This is a genomic window from Mycobacterium sp. B14F4, assembly GCF_039871645.1.
Classification (GTDB): Bacteria; Actinomycetota; Actinomycetes; order Mycobacteriales; family Mycobacteriaceae; genus Mycobacterium.
Genome location: NZ_JBDPMF010000002.1, coordinates 718,198 through 730,815, shown reverse-complemented (window position 1 = coordinate 730,815; position 12,618 = coordinate 718,198). Strand labels below are relative to the sequence as shown.

At 67.0% G+C, this 12,618-nt stretch carries 12 protein-coding genes; 8 read left to right on the top strand and 4 right to left on the bottom strand.

Annotated features, from left to right (window positions below; genetic code table 11):
• The first annotated feature begins 10 nt into the window (after window positions 1–10).
• From hsaD to hsaB, 3 genes are read left to right on the top strand one after another with little or no spacing between them, the layout of a single operon-like run.
• On the top strand, window positions 11–901 hold the full coding sequence (hsaD, locus tag ABGB19_RS08820; protein WP_347685479.1) for a 4,5:9,10-diseco-3-hydroxy-5,9,17-trioxoandrosta-1(10),2-diene-4-oate hydrolase: 891 nt from the start codon (window positions 11–13) through the stop codon (window positions 899–901).
• On the top strand, window positions 898–1,803 hold the full coding sequence (gene hsaC, locus ABGB19_RS08815) for an iron-dependent extradiol dioxygenase HsaC (RefSeq protein WP_347685478.1): 906 nt from the start codon (window positions 898–900) through the stop codon (window positions 1,801–1,803). The genes hsaD and hsaC overlap by 4 nt, the downstream gene beginning before the upstream one ends.
• Window positions 1,803–2,369, top strand: a complete 567-nt coding sequence (hsaB, locus tag ABGB19_RS08810) for a 3-hydroxy-9,10-secoandrosta-1,3,5(10)-triene-9,17-dione monooxygenase reductase subunit (protein ID WP_347685477.1) — start codon at window positions 1,803–1,805, stop codon at window positions 2,367–2,369. Before hsaC ends, hsaB begins: the two co-directional genes overlap by 1 nt.
• 5 nt (window positions 2,370–2,374) lie before the next feature.
• On the opposite strand, the gene ABGB19_RS08805 is transcribed toward hsaB, so the two are convergent.
• The gene (locus tag ABGB19_RS08805) at window positions 2,375–3,082 is read right to left on the bottom strand and encodes a helix-turn-helix domain-containing protein (RefSeq protein WP_347685476.1); all 708 of its coding nucleotides are present in this window, start codon (window positions 3,080–3,082) and stop codon (window positions 2,375–2,377) included.
• 140 nt (window positions 3,083–3,222) lie between these two features.
• On the opposite strand from ABGB19_RS08805, the gene ABGB19_RS08800 reads away from it, so the two are divergent.
• Entirely contained in the window at window positions 3,223–4,116 is an 894-nt protein-coding gene (locus ABGB19_RS08800; RefSeq protein WP_347685475.1) for a lysophospholipid acyltransferase family protein, read from the top strand.
• 42 nt (window positions 4,117–4,158) lie between these two features.
• Here the strand turns inward: ABGB19_RS08800 and ABGB19_RS08795 are convergent, their stop codons facing one another.
• Together ABGB19_RS08795 and ABGB19_RS08790 are read right to left on the bottom strand one after the other, a co-directional pair.
• A complete protein-coding gene (locus ABGB19_RS08795; protein WP_347685474.1) occupies window positions 4,159–4,914 on the bottom strand; it encodes an alpha/beta fold hydrolase in 756 nt (251 codons plus the stop codon).
• 9 nt (window positions 4,915–4,923) lie between these two features.
• Complete coding sequence (locus ABGB19_RS08790; protein WP_347685473.1) at window positions 4,924–5,838, bottom strand: LysR family transcriptional regulator; 915 nt, start codon at window positions 5,836–5,838, stop codon at window positions 4,924–4,926.
• Between the two features lie 122 nt (window positions 5,839–5,960).
• Here ABGB19_RS08790 and ABGB19_RS08785 point away from each other — a divergent pair, with 122 nt between their 5' ends.
• From ABGB19_RS08785 to ABGB19_RS08770, 4 genes are all read left to right on the top strand, one after another.
• Entirely contained in the window at window positions 5,961–7,331 is a 1,371-nt protein-coding gene (locus ABGB19_RS08785) for an MFS transporter (protein WP_347685472.1), read from the top strand.
• Window positions 7,328–8,074: a 3-hydroxybutyrate dehydrogenase gene (locus ABGB19_RS08780; protein ID WP_347685471.1), complete on the top strand. Its 747-nt coding sequence runs from the start codon at window positions 7,328–7,330 to the stop codon at window positions 8,072–8,074. Before ABGB19_RS08785 ends, ABGB19_RS08780 begins: the two co-directional genes overlap by 4 nt.
• Window positions 8,071–9,969, top strand: coding sequence for an acetoacetate--CoA ligase (locus ABGB19_RS08775; RefSeq protein WP_347685470.1), 1,899 nt, complete (start codon window positions 8,071–8,073; stop codon window positions 9,967–9,969). The genes ABGB19_RS08780 and ABGB19_RS08775 overlap by 4 nt, the downstream gene beginning before the upstream one ends.
• Window positions 9,970–10,032: 63 nt before the next feature.
• Window positions 10,033–11,460 (top strand): DUF222 domain-containing protein, encoded by a 1,428-nt coding sequence (locus ABGB19_RS08770; protein ID WP_347685469.1) that lies wholly within the window; start codon window positions 10,033–10,035, stop codon window positions 11,458–11,460.
• Window positions 11,461–11,465: 5 nt separating this feature from the next.
• Here ABGB19_RS08770 and ABGB19_RS08765 read toward each other — a convergent pair whose 3' ends face one another.
• The gene (locus ABGB19_RS08765; RefSeq protein WP_347685672.1) at window positions 11,466–12,578 is read right to left on the bottom strand and encodes a pyridoxal phosphate-dependent aminotransferase; all 1,113 of its coding nucleotides are present in this window, start codon (window positions 12,576–12,578) and stop codon (window positions 11,466–11,468) included.
• Window positions 12,579–12,618: the final 40 nt, after the last annotated feature.

The window sequence follows — 12,618 nt, the reverse complement described above, 5'->3', positions numbered from 1 at the left end:
GGACGGCCTGATGACCTCCTTCATCCAGGAAACCGAACAACAGGTCGAGATCACCTTCGAGTCGACGTCGCGCTTCGCCCAGGTTCGCGAGGACATGCGGCTGCACTACCACGAGGCCGGCGTCGGCCATGAGCAGACGATCGTGCTGCTGCACGGCGGCGGACCGGGCGCGTCGAGTTGGTCGAACTTTTCGAAGAACATCGCGGTGCTCGCGCGGCACTTCCACGTGCTCGCCGTCGACCAGCCCGGTTACGGCCACTCCGACAAGCACACCGAGCACGAGCAGTACAACCGCTACAGCGCCACCGCGCTGTTGAACCTCTTCGACCACCTCGGCATCGAACGCGCTGCGCTGGTGGGCAATTCGCTCGGCGGCGGGACGGCGGTGCGGTTCGCACTCGACAACCCCAAGCGGGCCGGCCGGCTGGTGCTGATGGGCCCCGGCGGCCTCTCGGTCAACCTGTTCGCCCCGGATCCCACCGAGGGCGTCAAGCTGCTCGGCAAGTTCGCCGCCGAACCGACGCGCGAGAACATCGAGAAGTTCCTGCGCATCATGGTCTTCGATCAGAGCCTGATCACCGACGAGCTGATCGACGAGAGGTTCGCGATCGCCAGCCAGCCCGAGTCTCTGGCGGCGACCAGGGCGATGGGCAAGTCGTTCGCGGGCGCGGACTTCGAGCTCGGCATGATGTGGCGCGAGGTGTACAAGCTGCGCCAGCCGGTGCTGTTGATCTGGGGACGCGAGGACCGGGTCAACCCGCTCGACGGCGCACTCGTCGCCCTCAAGCAGATCCCACGCGTGCAGTTGCACGTGTTCGGGCAGTGTGGTCATTGGGCGCAAGTCGAGAAGTTCGACGAGTTCAACAAGCTCACCATTGATTTCTTGGGAGGGCAACGATGACCATCAAATCCCTTGGCTACCTTCGGATCGAGGCCACCGACGTCGCGGCCTGGCGCGAGTACGGCCTGAAGGTCCTCGGCATGGTCGAGGGCCGCGGTGACACCGACGGTGCGCTGTACCTGCGCATGGACGAGTTCCCCGCGCGGCTGGTCATCGTGCCGGGCGAGCACGATCGCCTGCTGCAGTCCGGCTGGGAGACCGCCAACGCCGCGGCGCTGCAGGACATTCGCAACCGGCTCGACGCCGAGGGCGTGCCGTACAAGGAGGCCTCGGCCGCCGAGCTCGCCGAACGCCGCGTCGACGAGATGATCACCTTCGACGACCCGTCGGGCAACACCCTCGAGGTGTTCCACGGTGTCGCGCTCGAACACCGTCGCGTCGTGAGCCCGTACGGCCACAGGTTCGTCACCGAGGAGCAGGGCCTCGGTCACGTGGTGCTGACCACCCGTGACGACGCCGAGTCGCTGCACTTCTACCGCGACGTCCTCGGCTTCTACCTGCGTGACTCGATGCGTCTGCCGCCGCAGCTGGTCGGCAGGCCCGCCGACGGCGCGCCCGCGTGGCTGCGGTTCTTCGGGGTGAACCCGCGTCATCACAGCCTGGCGTTCATGCCGGGCGAGACGCCGAGCGGCATCGTGCATCTGATGGTCGAGGTCGGCGAGGCCGACGACGTCGGGCTGTGCCTGGACCGCGCAATGCGCCGCAAGGTGCCGATGTCGGCCACGCTGGGGCGCCACGTCAACGACAAGATGCTGTCGTTCTACATGAAGACGCCCGGCGGCTTCGACGTCGAGTTCGGTTGCGAGGGACTGCAGGTCGACGACAACAACGACTGGGTGGCGCGGGAGAGCACCGCGGTCAGCCTGTGGGGCCACGATTTCAGCGTCGGTTTCAAAGGCTAGTGTCAGCCGAACCGATCGACCCGCGCACATTCCGCAATGTGATGGGGCAGTTCTGTACCGGCATCACGGTGATCACCACGATGCAGGACGGTGCCCCTGTCGGGTTCGCGTGCCAGTCCTTCGCCGCGCTGTCCCTGGACCCGCCGTTGGTGCTCTTCTGCCCGACCAAGGTGTCGCGATCGTGGCAGGCGATCGAGGCCAGCGGCCGCTTCTGCGTCAACGTCCTGCACGAGAAGCAGCAGGACGTCTCGGCGCGATTCGGCTCCAGGGAACCGGACAAGTTCGCCGGAATCGACTGGTACGCCTCGAAGTTGGGTTCACCCGTCATCGAGGGCACGCTGGCGCACGTCGACTGCTCGGTGCACTCGGTGCACGACGGCGGTGACCACTATGTGGTGTTCGGCGCCGTGCACTCGTTGTCGGATGTGCCGCACAAGAAGCCGCGCCCGCTGCTGTTCTACCGCGGGCAGTACACCGGGATCGAGCCGGACAAGAACACGCCCGCGCACTGGCGCGACGACCTCGAGGCGTTCCTCACCGCCACCACCGACGACACCTGGCTCTAGCCGATTCAATTTCGATCGTCGATGAGTCGCAGCGCGGCGGCCTGGCCGTCGCGCAGGAAAGCCACGATGCCCGTCGCCGCGGCACGAAGCCCCTTTTGGTTGGGACGCTCAGGCCCGAGCAAGGCGGTGACGGCGATGCCCAGAATCCCCAGTCGATCACCAGTATCGGCCGGGTCGGCGAGCAGCGACATCGTGACACCGCTGAGGAGTGCTTCCACGGCGAACGCTTGATCCGCGATATCCCAGTCGGTCCGGGCCAGCCCGTGTCGCCGCCACAGCGGGAGTGCCGCGCGCAGTACCGCACCCGGCCCCAGTGCTTGGTTGAGCGCCACAGAGCGGGGATGGTCGGCGAGCACGCCGAGGAGATCGTCGTCGTGGCGCTGCAGGGCGGCGATCAGCGGGTGGCCGATCGCGACCTGCAACATCGTCGGGCAGAAACGCGACGGACGGACTAGATCGGGATCGCTCTCGAAGTTCAGTATCAGATCGTGCAGCACGCGCAGAAATCCCCGGCCGACAAGTCCGATCAGCAAGTCCTCCTTCGTCGGCCAGTACAGGTACACGGTCCCCTTACCGACATGCGCTCGCGCGGCCACATCCGCGACGGTGAACCCCCTCGCGCCGCGACCGAGCAGCAGGTCGTTGGCTGCCGTCAGAACCCGCGCCGCCGTGGCGGAACTCTGTTCGGGGAGGTCGTCGAAGGCTGACTCCACCCGACGGACTATATCGGCGCACCCGCTCGACACAGCCTTTGAAGTCGATAAGACGAACTGACCAAAATCGCCAGTTGGTCAGTGGGGCGCTATAGTCGAGGGCGGCGGGATCAACGGTCGACAGAACGGAAACCAACGCGATGACGACGCAGCCGCAATCTTTGAAGCCCACCGACTCACTCGGCGTCGACGTGCACCGCCTCGTCGATGAGCCCGCCCGGGTGCAGGCTCTCGAGAAAGCGATCTTCGCGATCGCCGACAGGTTGGCTCCCGTTGTCGATCTCTGTCGCGTCTACGTCGACGGATTGGAGAACTTGCCGCGCGACGGAAGGTTCCTCCTTGTCGGGAATCACACGATGTCCGGTTCTGCCGAGGTGGTTCTGATTCCCTACTTCGTGCACCGCGAACTCGGTGTACGGGTTCGCGGCCTCGCCACCAGGCAGGTGTCAGAGGCGAGAGGCCTTTTCCGCGACGTGCTGGAGGCGGCCGGCGCGGTTCCGGGCGAACCGGCCACCTGCGCAGAATTGATGCGACAGGGCGAGACCCTCCTTGTGTTCCCTGGAGGCGGCCGGGACATGCTCAAGTTCAAAGGTGAGGAGTACACGCTGCAGTGGGAACGCCGCAGCGGCTTCGCCCGTCTGGCGATTGCGCACGATTATCCGATCGTTCCTGTCGGACTCGTCGGCGGCGACGACGTCTATCACAGCCTGGCGGAACGCAATGGGGCATGGGAGAGGAGGAGCCGGAGCCTCGGTGGGCGCCTGCACGGCGTTGCGGGAGCCGGGATTCCGCTCATCCGCGGTTGGGGTCCGACCTTCGTGCCCCGACCGCAGCGCATGTATCTGCGATTCGCCTCGCCGATCAACACCTCACGACCACCTCGTGTCGGCGCCGAGCCGTGGATCACCACAGTGAAGGGGCGAACACGCAGCGCGCTGGAAGTGACCCTTGCCGAACTGCAGGAGTTGCGTGAAGGCGATCCGTTCCGCAACCTCAATCCGCTTGCGTGGGGTAAGGCCTTGCAACCTCGGTGATCTCGTGCAGATGCGGGGCAGGCCCTCAGCCGGCGAACCGGCCTACAGACGCTGGCCGACGAACTCGACGATCGTCGCCGCCACCTCGCGGTGCACCGTCTCGTTGAGGATGTCGTGGTGGCCAGGGAACTCCGCGAGTTGCAGCGCGTCGATCTGGTCGGCGTAGGCCCGCACGCCGCCGATCTGGGCGATCGGGTCGTTGACGCCGTGCACGGCCAGCGTCGGTACGGACAGCTTCGCCAGGTCGGCGCCGAAGCGGTCCCACGCCCTGTCGAGTTCACGCGCCAAGGGTGCACTGTCGGCCTCGACGAAGGCCAGCGGGTCGTTCTCCAGCAGGTCGAGATAGAACGGATCGTCGGACAACCAGCGCGGGTCAAGGTCGAAAGACGTGTCTGCATCGAGCATTTCGGCGATCGGTACCAGCGGCGCGCCGGAGATGACGGCGGCTCGGTAGCGGTCGGGCTGATCGAGTAGCCGGAACAGCGTGACGATCGACCCGAACGAATGGCCCTGCGCAATGAGCGGGATCTCCCCTGCGGCGAGATCGGTCAGCGCGTCGGCCAGCTCCGAGCTCTGCTCGATCGTCCCGAAGTCGCCGCGGGTGCCGGGACTCAGGCCGTGGCCGAACTGGTCGACGGCCCACAGGTCGATTCCGGCCGCGTTGAGTGCGAATCCGTAACGGTGGTAGGCGCCGGTGTGCTCACCGAAGCCGTGAAGGAAGATGACCGCGGCGCGCGGATCTGCGGCCCCCCAGTGGCGGTAGTACGCGCGGCCCTTCGGATGGTCGATGAACGGCATGGCTCGACGCTAGCGCGCGCCCAACAGCACGTCGTGGTGATCGCGCACCCGGCTGCGGATCGCGTCGACGACGGCGGCGACCTCCGGCCTACGCAGCGTTTCGGCGCGCGTCACGAGCCAGTACGTCAATCGGACGGCGACCGCATCGGGTAGAACGCGCACGAGATCGACGTGGCGGTCGGCCATGAAACAGGGCAGCAGCCCGATGCCCGCCGCGGCCCGCGTGGCCTCCACATGGACGAAGACGTTCGTCGAGGTCACCGACTCCCGCATGGCGGGGGCGAAACTGGTCGCCACGTCGAGGTCGTCGACCTGAAGCATGGAATCGATGAAGTAGACCAGCGGATGGCGGACGAGGTCGGCGATGTCCGTCGGCGTCCCGTGCTCGGCCAGATAGTCGCGGGCACCGTAGAGGCCAAGGCAGTAGTCGCCCAGACGGATCGCCTTGGCGCGGTGCACCTTCGGTTCGCCGACCACGACCTCGACGTCGAGGCCGGAGCGTTGCTGCGTGGCCCGTCGTGTCGCGGCGACGATCTCGACCGCCACCTTCGGGTGTTCGCGCTGCACGTGCGCGGCCGCGGGCGCGGCGATGTAGGCGGAGAACCCATCGGTGGCCGAAATGCGCACGACGCCCTCGAGCGTGCGGTTGCCGCCGGTGTCGACGGTCACCGAGCGCACCGCGGACTCGATCGTCTCCGCCGCGGCGAGGGCGTCGCGTCCCAGCTCGGTGAGTTCCCAGGCGCCGCCGACCCGGGCCAGCACCCGTCCGCCGATCGACTCCTCGAGGGCGGCGATCCGGCGCGAGATCGTCGTGTGGTTGAGCCCCAGTTCCTCCGCGGCGGTGGTGAACCGGCCGGAGCGGCCGACCGCGAGCAGAACCAGCAGGTCGTCAGCACTCGGACGGCGCCCCGACGGCTGAGTCATGGGAGGCGGCACAACTGCATTTTTGCAGATACCTCCTGCAGTTTTGGCCATTGCGAGCAATGGGTACCTGCATGAATACTCACAGGCGTCTGTGTCCGCCATCACAGCCGAAGGAGCGTCCGATGAGTGCCTCAAACGAGCCGGTAGGCAACGGATCGGCCCCCGTCACGACCGGCCTCAAACGCGTCGTGGTCGCCTCGATGGCCGGCACGGTCGTCGAATGGTACGAGTTCTTCCTCTACGCGACCGCGGCCACGCTCGTCTTCAACAAGGTGTTCTTCGCCGAGGGCACCAGCGAGGCGCAGGGTCTCATCGCGGCCCTGCTGACCTACGCGGTCGGGTTCGTCGCACGCCCGCTGGGCGGCGTGGTGTTCGGACACTTCGGCGACAAGTACGGCCGCAAGAAGCTGCTGCAGTTCGCGATCCTGCTCGTCGGCGCCGTCACGTTCCTGATGGGCTGCCTGCCCACCTACAACCAGATCGGCGTGTGGGCGCCCGTCCTGCTCGTGGTGCTGCGGTTTCTCCAGGGCTTCGCCGTCGGCGGCGAGTGGGGCGGCGCGGTTCTGCTGGTCGCTGAGCACAGCCCGAACAAGCAGCGTGCATTCTGGGCCAGCTGGCCGCAGGCCGCGGTGCCCGTCGGCAACATGCTCGCGACCCTCGTGCTGCTGATCCTGACCGGTGTGCTGACGGAATCGGCGTTCCTGTCATGGGGCTGGCGTGTCGCGTTCTGGTTGTCCGCGGTGGTGGTGCTGATCGGCTACTACATCCGGACCAAGGTGTCGGACGCACCCATCTTCATGGCCGCGCAGGAAGAGGTCGAGCGCGTCAAGGCGGTGTCCTACGGCGTGGTCGAGGTGCTCAAGCGTTATCCCCGTGGTGTTTTCACCGCGATGGGCCTGCGCTTCGCCGAGAACATCATGTACTACCTCGTCGTGACCTTCTCGATCGTCTACCTCAAGACCCACGTCGGCGCGGACACCAGCGACATCCTGTGGTGGCTGCTGGCCGCACACGCGGTGCACTTCCTCGTCATTCCGCAGGTGGGCCGGCTGTCCGACCGGTTCGGCCGACGGCCGGTGTACATCGTCGGCGCCATCGCGGGCGCCACCTGGGGGTTCTTCGCCTTCCCGATGATGAACACCGGCAATTACCTACCCATCATGGGCGCGGTCATTCTCGGCCTCATCATCCACGCGATCATGTACGCACCGCAGCCGGCGATCATGGCCGAGATGTTCCCGACCCGGATGCGGTATTCCGGTGTCTCCCTTGGCTATCAGGTGACCTCGATCGTCGCCGGATCATTGGCGCCGGCGATCGCGACGTGGCTGCTCGACAGGTTCGACTCGTGGCTGCCGATCGCCCTCTATCTCGCAGGCGCCTCGGTGATCACTCTGGTGGCCGCGTGGTTCACCCGGGAAACCAACGGCATCGACCTCGCCACGCTCGACGAGGCCGACCGTGAGCAACTCGCGAAGGCGGGAGTGGTATGAGCGACCTGGCCGGCCGCACCGCGCTGGTCACCGGCGGCGCGAGCGGGATCGGCGCCGCCTGCGCGCGTGAGCTCGCCGCCCGCGGCGCGACGGTCACCGTGGCCGACCTCGACGACGTCGGCGCCAAGACGCTCGCCGACGAGATCAGCGGAAGGCCATGGGCGGTGGACCTTTCCGACGTCTCCGCGTTGGAAGGGCTGCGGCTCGAGGCCGACATCCTGGTCAACAACGCCGGCGTGCAACACGTCAGCCCGATTCCCGACTTCCCGCCCGAGCGGTTCCGCTTCATCCTGGCGCTGATGGTGGAGGCGCCGTTCCTGTTGATCCGCGCCGCGCTGCCGCACATGTACGCCAACAGGTTCGGTCGCATCATCAACATCTCGTCGGTGCACGGTCTGCGCGCGTCGGAATTCAAGAGCGCATATGTCACCGCGAAGCACGGGCTGGAAGGGCTGTCGAAGGTGACCGCCCTCGAAGGTGGGCCGCACGACGTCACCAGCAACTGTGTCGATCCGGGGTACGTTCGAACCGCCTTGGTCACCAAGCAGATCACCGACCAGGCGCGGACGCACGGCATCGGTGAGGACGAGGTGGTGGAGAAGATCCTGTTGAAGGAAAGCGCGATCAAACGGCTCGTTGAACCCGAAGAGGTTGCCTCGCTGGTCGGTTGGCTCGCCTCGCCGGCAGCCGGCATGGTGACCGGCGCGTCGTACACCATGGACGGCGGGTGGAGCGCCCGATGACCGCTGCCGCGCAGTGGACCCCCACCGACACCGATGTCGCCGACGCGCGAGTGACCGACTTCGCGCGGTTCGTGCAGGGCCGCGCGGGCCGAAGCTTCGGCGACTACCAGTCGCTGTGGCAGTGGTCGGTCGACGACCCGGCCGCGTTCTGGGCGGCGCTGTGGGACTACTTCGACCTCGGCGACAGACCCGACACCGTGCTCTCCTCCACCGAGATGCCCGGCGCGCAATGGTTCCCGGGCACCCGTCTCAACTACGTCGACCAGGTGGTGCGCAACGCCCGCACCGACCGGCCCGCGATCCTCCATGTCGCCGAGGGCGGTTCGACGACGGAGATCTCCTGGGCCGAACTGCTCGGACGCGCCGCGGCCTTCGCGCAGAAGCTGCAGACACTGGGCGTGACGCCGGGTGACCGGGTGATCGGTTACCTGCCGAACATCCCCGAAGCGGTCATCGCGTTCCTGGCGACCGCCAGCATCGGCGCGATCTGGAGTGCCTGCGGGCAGGACTACTCGGCCAAGGCCGCACTCGACCGGCTCGGCCAGCTCGAGCCCACCGTCCTGGTCACCGCCGACGGCTACACCTACGGCGGCAAGCACCACGACAAGACCGCCGACATCGCGGCGCTGCGCGACGGCCTGCCGACGCTGCGGGCCACCGTCATGGCGTCCGAACTCACCGGCGCAGCCGGCGGCGCGGCGCTGACCACCACCGCCGTCGACTTCGCGCATCCACTGTGGATTCTGTTCTCCTCCGGCACCACCGGGCTGCCGAAGGGCATCATGCACGGCCACGGCGGCGTGCTGCTCGAACATCTCAAAGCCATTGCGCTGCAATCCGACATAGGATCCGACGACACCTTCTTCTGGTACACCAGCCCGAGCTGGATGATGTGGAACTTCCAGGTCGCGGGCCTGCTGGTGGGCGCGACGATCGTCTGCTACGACGGCAGCCCGAACTCGCCGCGGCCGGACGCGTTGTGGGACATCGCCGCCCGGGTCAAGGCCACCGTGCTGGGCACCAGTCCCGGTTACGTTCTGGGCTGCGCGAAGGCGGGCGCGGTGCCCCGCAAGGAATACGACCTGACGGCGCTGAAGACGGTCGGCATCACCGGATCGTCACTGCCGCCGTCGTCGTCGCTCTGGTTGCGCGACAACGTCGGCGAGCACGTTCAGGTCTCGTCGATCAGCGGCGGGACCGATGTGGTGTCGGCGTTCATCGGCGGTGTCCGGACCGTCCCGGTGTGGCCGGGCGAGCTGTCGGCCCCCTACCTGGGCTGCGCGCTCGACTCGTGGGACGAGTCCGGCCACCCCGTGCGCAACGAGGTCGGCGAGCTGGTGGTCACCAAACCGATGCCGTCGATGCCGGTGGCGTTCTGGAACGATGCCGACGGATCCCGCTACCGCTCGGCATATTTCGAGATGTTTCCGGGGGTATGGCGGCACGGCGACTGGATCACCGTCACCGACCGCGGCAGCGTCATCGTGCACGGCCGGTCGGACTCGACGCTCAACCGCCACGGCATCCGGATGGGCAGCGCCGATATCTACCAGGCCGTCGAGCGGATCCCCGAGGTCACCGAAGCGTTGGTCATCGGCGCCGAGCAACCCGACGGCGAGTACTGGATGCCGCTGTTCGTTGTGCTCGGCGAGGGCGCCGAACTGACCGACGAACTGCGCGATCGCATCAAGAGGACCATCCGCGACGAGGTCTCCCCGCGGCATGTGCCCGACAGGATCATTGCCGCCCCCGGCGTCCCGCACACCCGCACGGGCAAGAAGCTCGAGGTGCCGATCAAGAAGTTGTTCCAGGGCGCCGACCCCGCGAAAGTGGTGGAGCGCAGCGCCGTCGACGATCCGGGGCTGCTCGACTGGTACGCCGACCAGAAGCGGTGATTTCCTCCCTATCGGGAATCGGTCGATCGCGTTCTGTCAGTGGAGTGTGACAGTATCGAATGTATGTTCGATAACGTCGACGACGCGGCATTGATCACCGCGATCTCCGAGACCACTCGAAGTGAGGCCGCTGCGGCGGCGATGCGCTCGGCGATGATCGGTGAGCTGGTTGCGCGCCGTGTTGGCGACGACCAAGACGATCCGCGCGCGTGGTGGGTCTGCGACCTGTGGGATTCGACTGCGGCCGAAGTCGCCGCCGCAATGAACATCAGCCACCGCAAGGCCTCCGGGCAGATGCGCATCGCCGAGACATTGCGCGATCACCTGCCGAAGGTTTTGCACATGTTCCAGCAGGGGCTGATCACCGGCCGGGTGATCTCGGCGATCACATGGCGCACCCGCCTTGTCACCGACGACGAGGTATGGGCCAAGATCGATGCCGCGCTGGCCGAACGCGTGCTGACCTTCGGACCTCTATCCGATGAAAAGCTCACCGCGGCCGTCGATGCCGTGGTGCACCGCCTCGACCGCGATGCGCTCATCGAAAGCCGCACGACCGCCCGCAGCCGTGACTTCACGGTCGGAGATTTCGAGGACGAATCCGGCCTCACCTCTGTCCGGGGCAGGCTGCTCGCCCCTGATGCCGCTGTCCTCGACAGGAAGCTTTCGTCGATGATCGCCGCCGGCGTATGCGACGACGACCCACGCACGCACGCCCAAAGAAGATCTGACGCGCTCGGGGCGCTCGGCAACGGGAACGACCACCTGCCGTGTGCGTGTGGATCGCCGGACTGCGCAGCCGCAACCAATGTCGCGCCGAAGTCTTCGGTCGTGGTCAACGTAATCGCCGACCGGACCGCCGTCGACGCCGCCAAGAGCCTCAACGAGACCCGCAACTCGGCGGATGCGGGTACCGCGATCTTGTCCGGTACCGATATTCTGCCGACGCCGATGCTGGCTGAACTACTTCGCAACGGTGCCAAGCTGCAGCCGCTCAGCCAGCCGTGCGAGGATGCCGAAGCCGGCTACCGCCCGTCGGCCAAATTAGCGCGCTTCGTGCGCGCCCGGGACCTCACGTGCCGTTTCCCCGGCTGCACGATGCCCGCGGAGTTCTGCGACATCGACCACGTCATTCCCCATCCGATCGGTGCGACGCACCCGTCGAATCTGGCTTGCCTGTGTCGAAAACACCACTTGCTGAAGACATTCTGGGCCGGCGACTGGCTGCTGGTCCTGCTCGCCGATGGCACCGCGACTTGGACGTCGCCGACAGGGCACAGTTATACCACCCACCCCGGCTGTCGAAGTATCTTCCCCACCTGGGACATCGCGACCGCCGAACTGCCGCCCGTGCCGGATATGCCACCCGATGGTGTCGACCGCGGCGTGAAGATGCCCGTGCGGAAGCGACTGCGCACCACTGATCGGTCTCAGCGGATCAAACGCGAACGAGCACAGAACAATGCAGATCCGCCGCCCTTCCAGTTGTGACGGCGCTAGCCCAGCCAGGCTCCGATCCGCCGCAGCGCCTCTTCGATGTCGCTCGTCGGCCCGGCGAAGGACAGTCGCACGAACGATCCGCCGTGTGCGGGGTCGAAGTCGATGCCCGGTGCGATCGCGACCCCGGTGTCGTCGAGCAGCTTCGAGCAGAACGACAACGAGTCGGTCGTCAGGTGCGACACGTCGGCGTACACGTAGAACGCGCCGTCGGTCGGTGCCAGCCGCTCGATGCCGATGGCCCGCAGACCGTCGAGCAGCAACCGCCGGTTGGCGGCGTAATGATGCAGCAGCGCATCCGATTCGGCGATTGACTCCGGGCTGAACGCCGCGACCGCAGCCAGCTGCGACAAGCTCGGCGGGCAGATGGTGAAGTTGCCGGTCAGACGGTCGACGGCGCGCTGCAGTTCCTGCGGTACCAGCAGCCAGCCCAGACGCCACCCCGTCATCGCGAAGTACTTCGAGAAGCTGTTCACCACAACGGCATCGCGCGACGTCGCCCACGCGCAACTGGTCGCAGGCGCGCCCTCGTAGACCAGGCCGTGATACACCTCGTCGCTGATCAGCCGGACCCCCGACGACGCACACCACGACGCGATCGCGGCGAGCTCGTCCGGGGGGATCACCGTTCCGGTGGGGTTGGCGGGACTCGCCACGATGACGCCCTGCACCGGCGGATCCAGTTCGGCGAGCATCTGCGCCGTCGGCTGGAAGCGGGTCTGCGGGCCGCACGGGATCTCGACGACCTCGCAGCCAAGCGCCCAGAGGATGTTGCGGTAGCAGGGGTAGCCCGGGCTGGCGATGGCGACCCGGTCGCCGACGTCGAAGCAGGCCAGGAACGTCAGCAGGAACCCGCCCGAGGAACCCGTGGTGATCACCACATCGGCCGGGGCGACGATCAGCCCGTGCCGGTCGAGATACGAGTTCGCGACCGCGGCCCGCAATTCCGGGATGCCGAGCGACACGGTGTACCCGAGGACGGTGGTGTCGAGCGCTTTCCTGGCCGCGGCGCGCACGGCCGCGGGTGCGCCCGCGCTGGGCTGGCCCGCCGAGAGGTTCACCAGGTCGCCGTGGCTGCGCTGCCGCTCGGCGGCGGCCAGCCACACGTCCATCACATAGAACGGCGGAATGCCCGCGCGCAGCGAGATGCTC

Excerpts from the sequence above, each read along its gene's own strand:
- hsaD (WP_347685479.1), top strand. The coding sequence starts at position 11 with ATGACCTCCTTCATCCAGGAAACCGAACAACAGGTCGAGATCACCTTC.
- hsaC (WP_347685478.1), top strand. The coding sequence starts at position 898 with ATGACCATCAAATCCCTTGGCTACCTTCGGATCGAGGCCACCGACGTC.
- ABGB19_RS08800 (WP_347685475.1), top strand. The coding sequence starts at position 3,223 with ATGACGACGCAGCCGCAATCTTTGAAGCCCACCGACTCACTCGGCGTC.
- ABGB19_RS08795 (WP_347685474.1), bottom strand. The coding sequence starts at position 4,914 with ATGCCGTTCATCGACCATCCGAAGGGCCGCGCGTACTACCGCCACTGG.
- ABGB19_RS08790 (WP_347685473.1), bottom strand. The coding sequence starts at position 5,838 with ATGACTCAGCCGTCGGGGCGCCGTCCGAGTGCTGACGACCTGCTGGTT.
- ABGB19_RS08785 (WP_347685472.1), top strand. The coding sequence starts at position 5,961 with ATGAGTGCCTCAAACGAGCCGGTAGGCAACGGATCGGCCCCCGTCACG.
- ABGB19_RS08780 (WP_347685471.1), top strand. The coding sequence starts at position 7,328 with ATGAGCGACCTGGCCGGCCGCACCGCGCTGGTCACCGGCGGCGCGAGC.
- ABGB19_RS08775 (WP_347685470.1), top strand. The coding sequence starts at position 8,071 with ATGACCGCTGCCGCGCAGTGGACCCCCACCGACACCGATGTCGCCGAC.
- ABGB19_RS08770 (WP_347685469.1), top strand. The coding sequence starts at position 10,033 with ATGTTCGATAACGTCGACGACGCGGCATTGATCACCGCGATCTCCGAG.
- ABGB19_RS08765 (WP_347685672.1), bottom strand. The coding sequence starts at position 12,578 with ATGGACGTGTGGCTGGCCGCCGCCGAGCGGCAGCGCAGCCACGGCGAC.